Raw genomic sequence first — 15,475 nt, 5'->3', positions numbered from 1 at the left:
CCTATGCGCAACCCAGCAGAATCACCATGCCGAGCAATCCATAATTTCGTTTTCTGAAACAGTGGTATCAGGCGCTAAAAGCCGGGTGGGCACGCAGCCTGGGGGTGGCGAAGTCGATGAAGCTTCGCACGCGCGCCTCGGCCCGGCGGCCATGGCGGTAAATCAACTGCACGGGGAGGGCCGGGCCGGCAACGTCCTGCAGCACCGGCTCAAGCAGGCCACGCTGCAGTTCATCATGAGCTTCATAGTTCATGCAGCGAATCAGGCCAAGCCCAAGGGTGGCGGCTTTGATCGCTGCGCCTTGGGTTGTGCAGGTCAGTGTCGGTACAGGTTTGACCAGGCGAGGGGTGCCGTCGCAGGTAAAGCGCCAGTGCGCTTCATAGCCTGGCGAAGTTGTCAGCACCGTGCGGTGGTGCTTGAGGGCGTCGGGTGTGGCCGGTCGTCCCCAGCGGGCCAAGTAGTCGGGGGCGGCGCAGACCATCGGCCGGACCACCCCCAGCGGCAGGGCGAATTCAGAGGAACTTGGCAGTTGGCCGACGACCAATGCGACATCAATGCCTTCCTCCAGCAGCTTGGGCACACCTTCACCTGCCTGGGTGGCGAGGTATACGTCGGGGTAAGCGGCCAGGTAAGCAACGGCGATGGGCGTGAGTATCTGATGCTCCATCAGCAAGGGTAACGAGACAGTCAGCTTCCCGCCGGGGCAGGCATGTACCCCGGCAGCCGAGCGTTCGGCCACTTCGGTTTGCTCCAGAATGTAGCGACAGCTCTGGGCAAACTGCTCGCCGGCGGGGCTCAGCTCAACACCACGAGGCCCGCGTATCAACAGCCGATTGTTCAGCCGCGCCTCCAGAGACGCCAGGGTGCGCATAACGGTCGCGGGTGACACTTCAAGCTGCCGCGCGGCGGCGGCCAGGCTACCGGTTTGTACCACGGCTGCAAAGGTTTGCAGTTCACGGAAGCGATTCATGCTGTGGGCGCTTGCAGCGCCGGGTCTTGCAAGAAGTGCCTGGCGCAATGGTCGACGAAGGTGCGTACCTTGGCAGGAACGCGTTTGCCGCCTTGATACAAGATGTGCACGGGTATTGCGCGGGTCTCGTAGGTCTCAAGGACGATTTCCAGCTCGCCTTTGGTCACCGCATCGGCAGCTTGATACGACAGTACGCGGGTGAACCCCCAGCCCATGCGTGCGGCATTGATCGCGGCTTGATTGGAACTGACCAGCAAGCGCGGTTCGGGGTGCAGCGTCAGCGTGTCGCCGTTCACCTGAAACTGCCAGTCGGTCAGCAGGCTGCTGGCCGAAGACATCACCACCGGGGCGGCCATCACGTCCTTGGGTGTTTGCGGCCTGCCGACCCGATCGAGAAAGCTCGGAGCAGCGCAAATGACTGGACGGATCTGCCCGACCTTCACCGCGTGCAGGCCGGTATCGGCCAAGGGGCCAATGCGGATGGCAACGTCCAGGCCTTCATCGACCATACTCACCAGGCGGTCCACCAGCATGGCGTTGATCGACACCTGCGGGTGGTCGGCCAGGTACTCGGTGATCAAGGGAATCATGTACAGCTCGCCGAACATCACCGGGGCGGTGACCGTCAGGTTGCCTCGTGCGCGAACGCTGCTGCCGCTGGCCAACTCCTCGGCTTCTTGCAGGTCCAGCAGGATGCGCTTGCAGTCCTCCACATACCGTCGGCCGGCCTCCGTCATGCGCAGGCTGCGTGTGGTTCGTGCCAGCAACAGGGTGCCGAGGCGATTTTCCAGGCCGGCAATGACCCGGGTCACACTGGGGGGCGACATGCCCAGCAGCTTTGCACCACCAGCAAAGCTTTCGGCTTCGGCCACGGCCAGCAGCACTTTCATTTCCTGAAATCTATCCACAGTCACTGCCACCTTGCAGTAGGAGCGGGCTTGCCCCGCGATAGCGATTTGTCAGATACCCTGTATCGCGGGGCAAGCCCGCTCCTACTCACCAGGGTCGAGCAAACTTAGCACCGCCGGAGATCAACATGCCAATCACCTTGCTGCTGCGCAGCACAGACCTGCAAAGCACCCGCGTCTACTACCGTGACACGCTCGGCTTCACGGTCAGCGACTCACAGGATGCAACGCTGACGGTGCAACTGGAGGATTGCCGCCTGATCTTCACCCGGGATGACCTGTGGGGCAGCGCTGTCGGGTGTACGGGCACCATTTATTGTGCGATCCCACAGGTCGATCGCTACTTTGAGTCTGTCAAAGAAAAAGCCGTTATTGCCTGGCCGCTGCAAGACATGCCCTACGGCTCAAGAGAGTTTGGTATTCGCGATTGCAATGGCTATTACCTGGCGTTTACGCAATTAAGTTGTAACAAAATGTAGAAAAATTTGCGGTTACTTTTACTTGTTTCGAGAAACTTGTAGTGCAAAGTTTCTTTCTGCGGTATTTTCCGCCGGTTTTTGCTGCATATTCAGTCAAAACAACTGGCGCACTCTTCCTATACTGCGCCTTGCGTCTGCCTACCTGCACGAACCCGCAGGCCAGAGCCTTGCCGTGTAGCCAGGCAGACGTTCGCGATGCGGAAAAAGAGGACAGGATTTGCCTCTCTTTTCCATGCAACTAATAAGTCTAAGAACGAGATGAAGTGTAATGAATAAACAATCTATCCAGATTGCGCTTGCTTACATGTCTGTAGTTATCGGCGGCGGCTTTGCCTCAGGACAGGAGGTGCTGCAATTCTTCACCGGCTATGGGCTTATCGGCATTGTTGGCACTCTGGTGAGCGGTGTGTTGTTTGCCTTCCTCGGCATGCAGATCGCTCGGATGAGTTCGCAGATGCAAGCGAACTCACACAAGGAAGTTCTCTACCGATTGTTCGGCACTCGTGTCGGCTTGGTCGTCGACGTGGTGCTGTCGTTCTTCCTGTACGGCGTCGGTGTGGTGATGCTGGCCGGCAGCGGTTCGATCTTCTCCCAGGAGTACAACCTGCCTCCGTTGTTTGGCGGCATTCTGATGACCGTGCTGGTGGTTGCCACCCTCTGCCTGAACGTTACCCGCATCATCAACCTGATCAGCGCGGTGATGCCGTTCCTGCTGGCCATGGTCCTGATCATTACCACTTACTCGATCTTCAACTACAACGCCTCGGTTGAGACCCTCGACGCCGTTGCTCGCGAAAACAACGAAACAGTCACCGGCAACTGGTTTGTCGGCGCCTTGCTGTACGCATCGTTCAACATTGCTGTCGGTTTCCCGATGCTGGCTGTTATCGGTGGTTTGACCAAACAACCCAAGGCTGCTGCCGTCGGCGGTATCCTCGGTGGCTTGGGCCTGGGCGCGTTGATCCTGCTGCTGAACATCGGCTTGTTCGCCAACATCAACCAACTGCAAGGCATCGAAATGCCGTCGCTGGCGCTTGCCGGGCGTATCTCGCCACTGCTGACGGTGGTGATGTCGGTTGCCCTGGTATGCATGATCTACAGCACCGCAGTAGGCATGTTCTTCGCCTTCAGCGCCCGCTTTGCCAAGCCGGACACGCGCCGCTTCAAGCTGGTCAGCGCGGTGACGGTATGCGTCGGTCTGGGCCTGAGCCTGGGTGGTTTCAGCAAGCTGGTCGGCACTGTATACCCGCTGCTGGGCTACGTCGGCTTTGCGCTGATTCTCGCCATTGCCTTCAGCTGGCTGCGCAGCCGTTCCGCTGCCAAGGCGCAACAAGCTGAGCTGAACGCCGCTTCCTGACGGCTAATCCCCAAAGCCGATACCCGTTGCGGGTATCGGCTTTTTTGTGCCTGCTCCATAGGCCAATCCTGTGAGCGTGCAATTGCCCGGCGATAAGTATCAACGGTATAGTTGCTAATCATTCGTATTAGCATACAAGACTCGTTCCCCATGAATGTTCCGCACGATGCGCCTGCCCTTGGCTCGGACTTGGAGAATCTCTACCGTGCCCACCACGGTTGGATCCGCCAGTGGCTACAACGCAAGCTGGGTAATGCCAGCGATGCGGCCGACCTGGCCCAGGACGTATTTGTCCGCTTGCTGAGCAAACCCCGTGTGTTCAACGATGCCGAGCATGCCCGCGCGTACCTGGGGCGGATGTCGCGCAATGCCTGCGTGGATTTCTGGCGGCGACGACAGCTCGAACAGGCTTATCTGGATGTGCTGGCAGCCCAGCCAGAACATCAGGTGCCGTCACTGGAGCACCAGGCAATCATCCTGGAGACGCTAGGGCAGTTGCAGGCGATGCTTGAGCGCATGCCGAAGCGGGTAGCCGAGGCGTTCTGTCTGGCGCAATTGCAGGGCATGAAGCAGCGGGAGATTGCCGAGCACCTGAAGGTCAGTGAGCGCAGCGTGAACAGCTATCTGGCGCAGGCGATGTACCAGTGCCTGCTGCTGGAAGTCGAGCTGGACGGGGCGCTGAAATGAGTAAGGCGGCCCTTGACCACGCCGTGCTGCAAGCGGCAGCGGCCTGGTTCGCACGCCTGCATGCTGCGCCGGACGACACGCTCATTCAGGCGAAGTGGAGCGCCTGGCTGGCAGAGGATGCCCGGCACCGCCTGGCTTGGGGGTATGTCGAAGGGATCAATCAGCGCTTCGGCAACCTCTACCACAACGGCAGCGCGGAGCAGGCGCATCAGGTGTTGAGTACGGTGCGCCGTGATCGCCATTCGCGCCGGGCGCTGCTCGGCAGCCTGTGTGTGGCGGGCGCTGGTGGGCTATTGGGGTGGGGCAGCTGGCGGCAGGGCTGGGTCGATTCGCCCCGGGCGTTGTTTGCCACTTACCGCACCGGCCTGGGCGAGGTGCAGTCGTTGACGCTTGCCGATGGCAGTCAGGTGTGGCTGAACAGCGAGACAGCGCTGGACGTGACGTTCGATGAGCAACTGCGGCAGTTGCGCCTGTATCGCGGTGAAGTCCTGATTGAGACAGCAAGCGATGCCCGCCCGCTGCACGTGATGACGCGGGCAGGCCGGATGCAACCGTTAGGCACACGCTTCAGCGTACGAGACCAAGGGTTGCAGACGAACTTGAGCGTATTTGCCGGCGCAGTCCAGGCAACCTGCGCCGACACCGGTCGGCAGATCACCGTGGGGGCAGGGCAGATGACGGTGTTCGATGCGCAGCAGGGCAGGGCGCTGCTAGCGGCGCATGCCCAGCGGCAGGACTGGAGCCGCGGCGTGCTGGTGGCTGAGGACATGCCGTTGGGGCAGGTGTTGGAGATCCTGCGGGACTATCGTCGCGGCCATCTGGGTATCGATCCTGCGCTTAACAACCTGCGTGTCGTCGGTACCTACCCGCTGCTCGACACTGACCGGGCGCTGGCGATGCTTGAACGCGCGCTGCCCATCCGCGTGGTGCGCACCCTGCCTTGGTGGGTCGCCGTCGAGGCGCGTTGAAAAAAACTGAATTTCTTTTTCTGGTTTTGCGACGCTCGCTCGCTTGGTGGGATGACGCTACTTCATCCGACCCCGGTAAGGATTCACTCATGCTTGCTTGCGACACCGCTTTCTCGCGCCGTCATCCGCTTGCCCTGGCCGTCCTCATGGCCCTTGCCAGCCCTGCTGCCATTGCCGAGACCGACGGCCCCCCTGCTGCAGCACAGAGCCAGACCTTCAACATCCCAGCTGGCCCGCTGGCCCGTCAGTTGAACCTGTTGGCGAGTCAGGCAGGCCTGCTGATCGGCGGTGATGCCACCCTGACGGCCAACAAACAGAGCCGGGCGGTGCACGCCACGAGCGCGGAGCAGGCACTGGCACAGATGCTGGCGGGCAGTGGTATTGAGGCCGTGCGCACTGGCGAGCGTGAGTTCCAGTTGGTCCGTCAGGCTGATGACGCGGCGAACGCGCTGACCCTGGGCAGCACCACCATCAGCGGCCAAGGCCTGGGTGAAGTGACCGAAGGCACCGGGTCGTACGCCACCGGTCGCTCGACCACCGCGCTCAAGATGCCGATGTCGCTGCGCGAAACGCCACAGTCGGTGACGGTGGTCACGCGTCAGCGCATGGACGACCAGAACATGAAGACTCTCGACGACGTGATGCACAACGCCACGGGTATCACCATCGTCAAGAACGGTGGCGAACGCTCCCTGTACCAGGCGCGCGGCCAGCTGGTGGACAACCTGCAGATCGACGGTGTGCCGACCAACATCAGCAACGCCTACTCGATGGACGCCATCTCCAAGCCCAACACCGACATCTACGACCGCGTCGAAATTGTCCGTGGCGCTACCGGGTTGATGGAAGGCGCGGGCAACCCGTCGGCCTCGATCAACCTGATTCGCAAGCGCCCCACCGTTGAACCACAGGCCTTGGTCGAGACCTCGGTGGGTTCCTGGGACGACTACAAAACCATGGTCGATCTGTCATCGCCCTTGAACGAAGCCGGTACCCTGCGTGGCCGTTCGGTAATTTCGTACAACAATGCCAATAGCTACCTGGACACTGCGCAGAAAGAAAACCAACTGTTTTACGGCATCCTCGAAGCGGACCTGAGCGACGCGACCATGGTTACCTTCGGCTTCAGTTATCAGAAGGAGCGTAACTCAGGCTACGACTGGTCGGGCCTGCCAACCCAGGAAAGCGGCGCGTTCTACCCAGTGTCGCGCAGCACTTCATTGACCGGTGACTGGAACCACCTCGACAAACGCAACACTACGGTATTCGCCGATATTCAGCACAGCTTCGGCAACGACTGGAAAGCAGTGGTAGCGGTCAACCAGATCTGGGCCAAGTCGGACTTCCTTGGCAACTACACCTTTCCCGGTGGTGGCACGGACCTGTTCACCCTGAACCCACGCCTGTTCCGCTATGACGACACCCAGACCAGCATCGATGGCTACCTGACTGGCCCGTTTCAGTTGTTGGGCCGTCAGCATGACTTGATTGTCGGCGGTAACTGGCGCAAGGACGACTTCGATTACCATGGCGGCCGGGATGCCGGTTACCGCTACATCGTCGACATGAACAACCTGGATGCATTCGATCCACCCAAGCCCACCGGCCTGAACGTCAACCAGTGGCAGTACAACCGCTCGCAGGAGCAGAAGGGCGTGTATGTGGCCAGCCGTTTCAGCCTGACCGACAGCACCCGCTTCATCCTCGGCAGCCGTGTGAGTTGGGTCAATTACGACACGCTGGACGACACCAACGGCATTCGTACACCGGCTGATCGCTTTCATTACTCCAAGAGTGGCGAGATAACCCCATATGCCGGGCTGGTGCAGGATCTGGATGAACACTGGTCGGCGTACGTCAGCTACACCGAGATCTTCAAACCGCAGGACGTGCGCAACCCCGACACCGGTATTCTCAAGCCGATGACCGGCAGCAACTATGAAATCGGCCTTAAAGGCGAGTTCTTCGACAAGCGCTTGCAGACGTCGATGGCCATCTTCCAGGCCGATCAGACCGGGCGCGCAGAGCTGATTACCTCGGATGGCTGCCCCGACGGTTGCTACCGTGCCTCCGACAAGGTCCGCAACAAGGGTATTGAGCTGGAGCTCAATGGCGAGATCCTGCCGGACTGGAACCTGTCGGCGGGCTACACCTACACGCAGTCCAAGTACATTGGTGGCCAGCAGAAGGGCGATGACTTCAACGGCGCATCACCGCGTCACCTGTTCAAGGTTGCCACCGATTACCGCCTGCCGGGCGCACTCAATAACCTACGCGTGGGGGGCAGTTTCTATGCCCAGAGCAAGATGACCCAGACTGAGGTCGGCGAGGACTACAAAATCAGCCAGGATGCTTACCACCTGACCAATCTGCACGCGATCTACGAGATCAACAAGCACCTCGACCTCCAGTACAACCTGGATAACGTGTTCAACAAGAAGTACTACCAGACGTTGGGTAACCCCAACTATTGGAACTTCTACGGCGAACCGCGCAATTTCAATTTGGCGCTGCGCGCGCGATTCTGAATTGTGGGAGGTACCGTCTTGTAGGGCTTTGCCCGCAGCGACCCTTGTCCAAGCAGCCAGCCCCGGTGGGAGCTGGCTTGCCCTGCGATCTGACGCGAAGCGACAGCAAATCCAACTGCCTCGGTGTGTCAGTTGCCCTGAGAACAACTGTTTTACGGCGGCTGCAAAGCCCAATACCGGTAGTGATGTTCTGGCCCGCCTGAAGGCGAAGCAGAACAACAGCGCGTAGTAATACGCTGCGGGTAGGGTGGCCGGGTTAACCCGTCTGCCCTTTTTTGCCTAGTAACCTGTCGCGGGGCAAGCCCGCTCCCTCAGGTGGGGGTGAAGGTCCTGGCGGGCCTGTGCTTCGAGCAGGCCGACGGTGACTTCAATCCCGGCCTGGCGCAGGATCTCGATGCCTGCTCCGGCGTTGTGTGGATCGCGATCGAGCATTATACCCGCGCTCACCAGGGCCAAGGCACATGATGGCGTGCGGCCTGCAAATGATCAGGCCTCCAAGGTGACGTAAGCGGTCAGCTCATCGAGCCTCGCGGCTAGCTCCATCCTGGAGGTCCGTGGTCAGTGGGAGCAGAAGGTACCGGCCCGTTCGGCAGCGTATGATGTTAAGCCTTCACTACCGATAAGGACATCGCCATGCACCCAAACAAGGCTTGTGCCGTTGTGCTCTCACCTGCACGAGCTCCCACTATTCTCTTGTTTCGTCATCCACTTGCCGGGGTGCAATTGGTCAAGGGCTCGATAGAGCACGGCGAAACACCCGCGCAAGCGGCGCTGCGAGAACTGAAGGAAGAGTCTGGCATTGCAACCGCCACTGTTGTCGATGACCTGGGGTGCTGGGACGCGGGCTATCTCGGTCAGGTCTGGTCATTTCACCTGTGTCAGGTGAGCGAGCCGTTGCCTGAACACTGGGTGCATCAAACGCTCGATGATCATGGTCACACGTTCGAATTTTTCTGGGCTGCGCTCGACCCGTTGCCGGATGCTGATTGTCACCCGGTGTTTTCTCGGGCACTGGCATTCTTGCGTGCAACGCTCAAAACCCGAAACTATGGTAGGAGCGGGCTTGCCCCGCGATAGCGATTTGCCGATCACATCGCATCGCGGGGCAAGGTGATTAACCTTTGAGTTCGTCCTTCAGGTCATCCAGGGCGTCGATAATGTCGGCTTCACTGTCCGCCATCGCCTCTTGCATGTCTTGGGCAACAGTGGTCTGCACTTCCATCACTTTCTCAGCCAGGGCGCGACCTTCTTTTGAACCGAGAATGATGGCCATGGTTTGTTCGGGGTGCTTGTTGGCCTGGATCATTAGGTCGAGTTCATCGTCGTCGAAGTGATCGGCGTAGATCTCGGCCATCTGGTTTTTCAAATCGTCTTGATCGACCTTGTCGCGAATGACATTGCGAATCTGCTCGCGATCCAGCATCGGGTACTGGCGAGCGTAACCGGCCGATGCGATTTCCACGATGGTGCCGTAATGCTTGCCCAGGTCGCTGACTTCAATCAGCTCCTCAGCCTTGTCTTTGCTACCGCCACAGCCTGCCAGTGCCGCAGCGAACAACGCAGCCAGTGTCAGCTTTTTCATACTCATGAGCTTTTGTCCTTGATCAGTGTGCGGGTGCAGGTGGCTTAACGGCGATTCAAATGAATCGCGCCGATGACCACGAGTAAGACAATGACGCCGAGAAACGCGCCAAATGCAGGAAACATGGCGGCCGGCCAGATCAGGCCTCGACCAAGGTTGTAGGCGAAACTGGCGTGGGAGTAGGCGCTGAACAACCAGGAATACAAGGTGTAAATCAAGCCTATGACGAGGTAGCCCGAAATCAGCGTTCCTTTGAGCGACATGCAGTCTTCCTTGTGGGGGTGGGGCAATCAGAAAGGTTTTAGAAACATACTATTACAATGATATCGTTTCAATATCATGGAGCCAGGATACTGACCGCGCTTTTCTCGGTATCACTCGACTTGCTGCCTGACACCGATTGCGATCCAGTGTTTCACCAGGGCAGCGGCTGTGCCTGATCGTTCAAGCAACCACCCGATTTCGGCCTTCAGCCTTGGCTTGATAGAGGCGCTCGTCGGCCAGCTTCAGCACGGCTTCAGGTGTCGCGGCGTCGACATCACGACAGGCCACACCGACGGAGAGCGTAAGCGTTCCTATACCTGGAATCTCGCTGCTGGCCACGTTCTCTCGAATCCGTTCGGCTATGGTGATTGCCACCTTCAGCGTGGTATCCGGCAACACCAGGGCAAATTCTTCACCGCCACTACGGCACGCCAGATCACCGGTTCTGGAGTTGCGCTTGAGTATGTTTGCGATGTAGATGAGGGCGGCGTCGCCGACGTCATGCCCGAAGGCGTCATTAATCTGTTTGAAGTGATCGATATCCAGCGCAAGCACTGAAAATGGCGACTCGGCTTGATCGAGCAAATCCAGGAGGTCGGTCATCGCCCGGCGATTGGCCAGGCTGGTGAGTGGGTCGCTGTGGGCCTCTTGAGTCAATTGCCCTAGTTTTTGCTGCAATAAGCGCACGCCGGTCAACATTGCCTGGCGAATGGCTGACGCCTCACGGTACCAGGCATGAACCCGCTGGAGCTGTGTAGCGGTTTCCGCGCCTGCCAGTTGGTGTGCAATCGACGACAGCTGACGCAAGGGGCGTGCGATCTGTGCTGTGGCTGCGAATATCAAACCGAGACCGATAATGCCTGCCGGAATCATGCCCTGGAGCACTTCTTTGAGCAGTTGGCGCAGTGTGGAAAGCGCGCGATCAGCGGGCGACTGCACCACCACGGCCCAACGGGTTGCCCGAACCGGGGCGTAGCCAGCCAACATCAAATCGTTCGCGGGGCTGCGCAACTGCATTGAATCACTCTGGCCACTCAATGCTGCGTCTACGGCTTGATTGTGCTCCAGCACGGCGCCAATTCGGTTCTGGTCTGGGTGATACAGCAGGAGTCGGTTGCTGTCGGTCACCAACGCCAGCGTGCCCTCTTGATGAAAGTGGTTGCTGATGACGCTGTTGAGCGCGCTTCGCTTGAGCAAGTACACCGAACCACCAATCGCCCCCAGGAACTGTCCGGATGCATTGAAAATCGGTTGAGAAATTGCCACCACCAGATTGCCGGCGACCGACGGGTAGGCAGCGCTGATTAACGGGCGACGTTGAGCAAGGATGAGTTTGATGTCATCGGGACGTACCGTGGCTCCGACGATTTGCAGGGTGTCCGGGTATGCCTGAAGCAGCGTTCCTTGGGCATCGACAATTACGATGGAATTGAAGTCGGCGTCCTGACCTTGCAAACGCATGGCCTCGGCGCGCAGGGTTGAGGGATCGTTCCAGCGCGCGGCCAATACATCTGCGCTGTACTTCAAGCGGCTTTGCGCTGCCGTCAGAAAGTCATTGATGCTGGAAGCCACCTTGGCCGCATAAGCGCCATTGGCTTCCAATGCCGAGTGGATCAACGCGTCTCGCTGAACGCGATACGCAACGATCAAACCGTTGGCAAGGGTAGCCAGCACAGACAGTAGAACGACGAAGAAGATCAACCCGCGCAAGTTAATGGGCAAAGGCCTGTTTCGCATCTTGCGCCCTCTTTTTGCAGGGAACGCCCAATCTGTGGTTTACCCCGCATCCAAGCGTAGCACCGACTCGGGAAGAGCGGGCTTGGGCGGAGTGCATGCTGCCGTGGCCGACCGTTTGTCGGACGCTGTTGTGCTGTGTCGAATCCCACACTGCTGAAATCGACTAATGCACAGATCGACCTGATCGCTTCAATCACTGTGCAGGAGTCAACGTCATGTCTTATGTCGATGGTTTTGTGCTTGCCGTACCTACCGCCAACCGTGAGAAGTTCAAGCAGCATGCCGAGGAGGCCGCGGTGGTGTTCAAGGAGTGTGGTGCCCAGCGGGTCATTGAGTGCTGGGGCGATGATGTGCCGGACGGCAAAGTGACCTCGTTTCCCATGGCGGTGAAATGCAAGCCGGACGAAACGGTGGTGTTTTCCTGGATCCTTTGGCCTTCGCGCGAGGTGCGGGATGCCGGGATGAAAAAGATGATGGAAGATCCGCGGTTACAGCCCGACCAGAACCCCATGCCGTTTGATGGGCAACGGTTGATTTTTGGTGGGTTCAATATTCTGGTGGATGTGTAGGTAGATTGATCGCGGGGCAAGCCCGCTCCCACCGCAGTGAACCTGTGGGAGCGGGCTTGCCCCGCGACGCTTTACACCTTGAACCGCCCAACTAACGCAGTCAGTTCCTCCGCCAATGCCGACAACCCCTGACTGGCCGAGCGCGTTTGCTGCGCGCCTTCTGCCGAGCGTGTCGACAGCTCGCGGATGTTCAGCAGATTGCGGTCAACCTCGCGGGCCACCTGAGCCTGCTCTTCGGCCGCACTGGCGATCACCAGGTTACGTTCGTTGATCTGACTGATCGCCGCGTAGATCCCTTCAAGTACCTGGCCGGTGGCCTGGGTGATGCCCAGGGTCGACTGCGCGCGTTGAGTGCTGGCCTGCATCGAGGCGACTGCGGCCTCAGTACCTTGCTGCACGCCGGCGATCATCTGCTCGATCTCCTGAGTCGATTGCTGGGTGCGGTAGGCGAGGGTGCGCACTTCATCGGCAACCACGGCAAAACCACGACCGGCCTCACCAGCACGGGCCGCCTCAATGGCGGCATTGAGCGCGAGCAGGTTGGTTTGCTCCGACACCGAACGGATCACATCCAGCACCTGGCCGATGTCGCGAATCTGCCCGGCCAGTTGTTGCAAACGCTCACTGCTGGTTTGCACTTCGCTGGCCATTGCCTGAGTGCCATCGAGGTTATCGCTGACCTGTTGGCGGCTTTGCTCTGCCAATTGGTTGGAGTCATGGGCCGCTTGCGAAGTGCTCACGGCGTTGCGTGCGACTTCTTCTACAGCGGTGGTCATTTCCGTTACGGCGGTGGCGGCCTGCTCCAGCTCCTGGTCTTGCTGGCGCAGGCTGTTGGCGCTGTGTTCGGTGACGCCGTGCAGTACCTCGGCGGCTTGCGCCACTTGCGTGGCATAGGCGGTGAACTGGGCCAGGGTAGCGCGCTGACTTTTCTGCATGTGGGCGAGATCGGCAAACAGCTGGCCGATTTCGTCGCGGCTGTGCACCTGCACGGTGACGCTCAAGTCGTCCTGGCCAAACCGCTTGAAGTGCTGGCTGGCTTCGAGCAACGGGCGCAGGACGCGACGAACGATAAAGCCCCAGCACAGCACCGCCAACACTAGGGTAAACAGGCCCAGCGCCAAGCTCAGGGTGGTGGCCGAGTTCAAGCGTTGCCCGGATTCGCGCATGATCTGCTCACTGCGCTCGTTCAACGCAGCCACTAATTGCTGACGCAGGGTCTGCATCTTGGCCATAGCATTGCCGGCATCGGTGTTGGCAACGAAATAGCGCTGCAGGTCATTCTGCCGGGTGGCTTCGCGTTGCGCGGTCACGGCATTGGCGTAGGTGGTGAAGGTGTTCTGCAGCTGCGCAGACAATGCTTTGAGGGCCGGTTCCTGGCTGTTGTTAACCAACTCATCGAACAGCACGCGACTGTTGTCGATCAATTGCGCTGACAGTGCCATGCGTTTGTTCGAGCTGTCCTGAAAGCCACCACTCTGCTCGACGAAACCTGAGGAGACATTGGCACTGGCACGGATAGACATCAGCAAGGCGTTGTTCAAACGATCCGATTGGCGCGCGGTGAAATCCAACTCAGTGATCTGCTGATTGCTGCCCACCGCTGCGCGCCAGGCGCTGACAGTGGAGAACAGCAGGGTCAGGCTGAACAGCATCAACACCCAGAACATCCCGGTGCGAATCTTCAGGTCGGCGAACATGCGGGCAAGACTCCTTTTAATTGTTATAAGCACCACGCTCCACCGAAGAATCGGCAGCGGGTGGACTGCTATCGGAGCTTGCTCAGTTGGACTTGAGGGGCGAATCACGCTTGTGTTCGATTACCGAACGTTGTTTGCCTCAACGCCCTTCATGTTGCCGTCGATAGGCGCCGGGCTGCACACCCATGGCCTTGCTGAAGGCACGGGTAAAGGCTGCCACGGACTGGTAGCCGACGGCGGCGCCCACTTGTTCGACTGTGTTATGGGCTTTGAGCAACTGGCAGGCGTGGCGCATGCGCAAGGCCAGTAACACTTGCCCGGGTGATTGCCCGGCCAGTTCGCTGAAACGCTTGAAGAAGGCCGAACGCGACAGCCCGGTGCAGGCGGCCATGGTTTCCAGGGGCCAGGGTTGCTCGGGGTGTTCGATCAACTGTTCGACCAGCGTGGCGAATTGCGGATGGCGTGCCAGGCACACCAGGCCGGTCATGGGCAGGTCGACTTGTACCTGCTGACGCAGAACATACAGAAACAGCAAATGGCTGAGGCGCTCAAGCAACGCTGAGGAGGGCGCGGGCAGACGCTGGCATTCGGCAAGGATCAGGTCGAACAGTGCAGTCGCAGCACTCAGGGCCGGGTCACCGGCACGCAGAATCAACCAGTCGGGCAGGCTGTCGATGACCAGTGACGACAGTCCCGGCTGAAAGTGGAAGAACCCACAGACCAGGCCGACGCCGTCGCTGGCCTCACTGTCGAGCGGCAACATGCTCATGCGCGGTTGTTGCTGGGCAAGTTCACTATCGGCAGTGCCCGATAATCGGTACTCAAGGTCACGCAACAGGAACACCGCGTCACCTGCTTCCAACACAATGGCCTGGGGCTGACCGGCAATGTGCAACCAGCAATGGCCCTGTACCACCAGGTGAAAACTGGCCCGTGCCAGGCCTTGGGTACTGGCATGCCAACCACCGCAATAACGCCCGACATGGAACAGGCTGGCGTCCAGTTCAAGGCCTTCTAATAACCAATCGACAAGGGGGCTGGAGGAAATCATCTAAGGGAAAGACTCAGGAGCAAGTAATAACGACTCTAGAATATGGAAGGTATTTCTTATAACCAACAGACTTGTGTGACACCCTAGTATGCAGGAGTCCACTCCATGTCGCGCGTTACCTTACACACTCTGCAAAGCGCCCCTGAGGCCGCTCGTCCTTTCCTGGAAAACGCCCAGAAAAACTCGGGCTTCATTCCTAACCTGCTTGGCGTTCTGGCCAACGCCCCGGCAGCGCTGGAAACCTACGTCACTGTTTCTGCCCTCAACGGCAAAGCCGACCTGAGCCTGGCCGAGCGCGAGGTGGTGCAACTGGTGGCTGCTACCAACCATGGCTGCGACTTCTGCGTGGCCGGCCATACCGCCGTGGCATTGAACAAAGCCAAACTGCCGCAAGAGGTGGTCGATGCATTGCGTGCCCGCGGTGAATTGCCGCAGGAAAAGCTCGAAGCCCTGGCCGCCTTCACCCGTGAAGTGATCGCCACCCGTGGCAACGTCAGTGAAACCGGCTACGGCGCCTTCCGCGAAGCCGGATACAGCGAAGGCCATGCGCTGGAAGTGATCCTCGGCGTCAGCCTCGCGACCCTGTGCAACTTTGCTAACGTATTTGCCCAGACCCCGCTCAATGACGAGCTGAGCAAGTACCGCTGGCAGCCTTCGGTTTAATGATCCCCTGGCGCC

Annotated in this window: 15 protein-coding genes; 8 read left to right on the top strand and 7 right to left on the bottom strand. The window is 59.4% G+C overall.

The window, feature by feature from the left end; all coding sequences use genetic code 11:
• Positions 1–67 precede the first annotated feature (67 nt).
• Positions 68–970 carry a LysR family transcriptional regulator gene (locus E1573_RS01090; protein ID WP_133209752.1) on the bottom strand — a complete coding sequence of 301 codons (903 nt, stop codon included), beginning with the start codon at positions 968–970 and terminating at the stop codon, positions 68–70.
• The gene (locus E1573_RS01085; protein WP_133209750.1) at positions 967–1,878 is read right to left on the bottom strand and encodes a LysR family transcriptional regulator; all 912 of its coding nucleotides are present in this window, start codon (positions 1,876–1,878) and stop codon (positions 967–969) included. The genes E1573_RS01090 and E1573_RS01085 overlap by 4 nt, the downstream gene beginning before the upstream one ends.
• A 128-nt stretch (positions 1,879–2,006) precedes the next feature.
• Between E1573_RS01085 and E1573_RS01080 the strand changes: the two genes are divergently transcribed.
• The 6 genes from E1573_RS01080 to E1573_RS01050 all read left to right on the top strand — a co-directional run bounded on the left by E1573_RS01080 (position 2,007) and on the right by E1573_RS01050 (position 8,974).
• A complete protein-coding gene (locus E1573_RS01080) occupies positions 2,007–2,357 on the top strand; it encodes a VOC family protein (RefSeq protein ID WP_133209748.1) in 351 nt (116 codons plus the stop codon).
• 268 nt (positions 2,358–2,625) lie between these two features.
• Positions 2,626–3,714, top strand: coding sequence for a hypothetical protein (locus E1573_RS01075; protein WP_133209746.1), 1,089 nt, complete (start codon positions 2,626–2,628; stop codon positions 3,712–3,714).
• A 150-nt stretch (positions 3,715–3,864) separates the two neighbouring features.
• Entirely contained in the window at positions 3,865–4,401 is a 537-nt protein-coding gene (locus E1573_RS01070) for a sigma-70 family RNA polymerase sigma factor (protein WP_133209744.1), read from the top strand.
• The gene (locus tag E1573_RS01065) at positions 4,398–5,369 is read left to right on the top strand and encodes a FecR domain-containing protein (protein WP_133209742.1); all 972 of its coding nucleotides are present in this window, start codon (positions 4,398–4,400) and stop codon (positions 5,367–5,369) included. Before E1573_RS01070 ends, E1573_RS01065 begins: the two co-directional genes overlap by 4 nt.
• A gap of 89 nt (positions 5,370–5,458) precedes the next feature.
• The gene (locus E1573_RS01060; protein ID WP_133209740.1) at positions 5,459–7,897 is read left to right on the top strand and encodes a TonB-dependent receptor; all 2,439 of its coding nucleotides are present in this window, start codon (positions 5,459–5,461) and stop codon (positions 7,895–7,897) included.
• Positions 7,898–8,530: 633 nt separating this feature from the next.
• Positions 8,531–8,974, top strand: coding sequence for an NUDIX domain-containing protein (locus E1573_RS01050; protein ID WP_133209738.1), 444 nt, complete (start codon positions 8,531–8,533; stop codon positions 8,972–8,974).
• A 37-nt stretch (positions 8,975–9,011) separates the two neighbouring features.
• Here E1573_RS01050 and E1573_RS01045 read toward each other — a convergent pair whose 3' ends face one another.
• The 3 genes from E1573_RS01045 to E1573_RS01035 all read right to left on the bottom strand — a co-directional run bounded on the left by E1573_RS01045 (position 9,012) and on the right by E1573_RS01035 (position 11,480).
• Positions 9,012–9,485, bottom strand: a complete 474-nt coding sequence (locus E1573_RS01045; protein WP_133209736.1) for a hypothetical protein — start codon at positions 9,483–9,485, stop codon at positions 9,012–9,014.
• Between the two features lie 38 nt (positions 9,486–9,523).
• The gene (locus E1573_RS01040) at positions 9,524–9,742 is read right to left on the bottom strand and encodes a hypothetical protein (RefSeq protein ID WP_133209734.1); all 219 of its coding nucleotides are present in this window, start codon (positions 9,740–9,742) and stop codon (positions 9,524–9,526) included.
• A gap of 181 nt (positions 9,743–9,923) precedes the next feature.
• A complete protein-coding gene (locus E1573_RS01035; RefSeq protein WP_133209732.1) occupies positions 9,924–11,480 on the bottom strand; it encodes a diguanylate cyclase in 1,557 nt (518 codons plus the stop codon).
• A 215-nt stretch (positions 11,481–11,695) separates the two neighbouring features.
• On the opposite strand from E1573_RS01035, the gene E1573_RS01030 reads away from it, so the two are divergent.
• A complete protein-coding gene (locus tag E1573_RS01030; protein ID WP_133209730.1) occupies positions 11,696–12,049 on the top strand; it encodes a DUF1428 domain-containing protein in 354 nt (117 codons plus the stop codon).
• Between the two features lie 71 nt (positions 12,050–12,120).
• Here E1573_RS01030 and E1573_RS01025 read toward each other — a convergent pair whose 3' ends face one another.
• Together E1573_RS01025 and E1573_RS01020 are read right to left on the bottom strand one after the other, a co-directional pair.
• Positions 12,121–13,746, bottom strand: coding sequence for a methyl-accepting chemotaxis protein (locus E1573_RS01025; protein WP_133209728.1), 1,626 nt, complete (start codon positions 13,744–13,746; stop codon positions 12,121–12,123).
• 139 nt (positions 13,747–13,885) lie between these two features.
• A complete protein-coding gene (locus tag E1573_RS01020; RefSeq protein WP_133209726.1) occupies positions 13,886–14,797 on the bottom strand; it encodes an AraC family transcriptional regulator in 912 nt (303 codons plus the stop codon).
• A gap of 105 nt (positions 14,798–14,902) precedes the next feature.
• Between E1573_RS01020 and E1573_RS01015 the strand changes: the two genes are divergently transcribed.
• The gene (locus tag E1573_RS01015; protein ID WP_133209724.1) at positions 14,903–15,460 is read left to right on the top strand and encodes a carboxymuconolactone decarboxylase family protein; all 558 of its coding nucleotides are present in this window, start codon (positions 14,903–14,905) and stop codon (positions 15,458–15,460) included.
• The last annotated feature ends 15 nt before the right edge of the window (positions 15,461–15,475 follow it).

Source organism: Pseudomonas sp. H9 (assembly GCF_004353925.1).
In the GTDB taxonomy this organism is placed as follows: Bacteria; Pseudomonadota; Gammaproteobacteria; order Pseudomonadales; family Pseudomonadaceae; genus Aquipseudomonas.
This window is presented reverse-complemented; position numbering and strand designations above follow the sequence as displayed.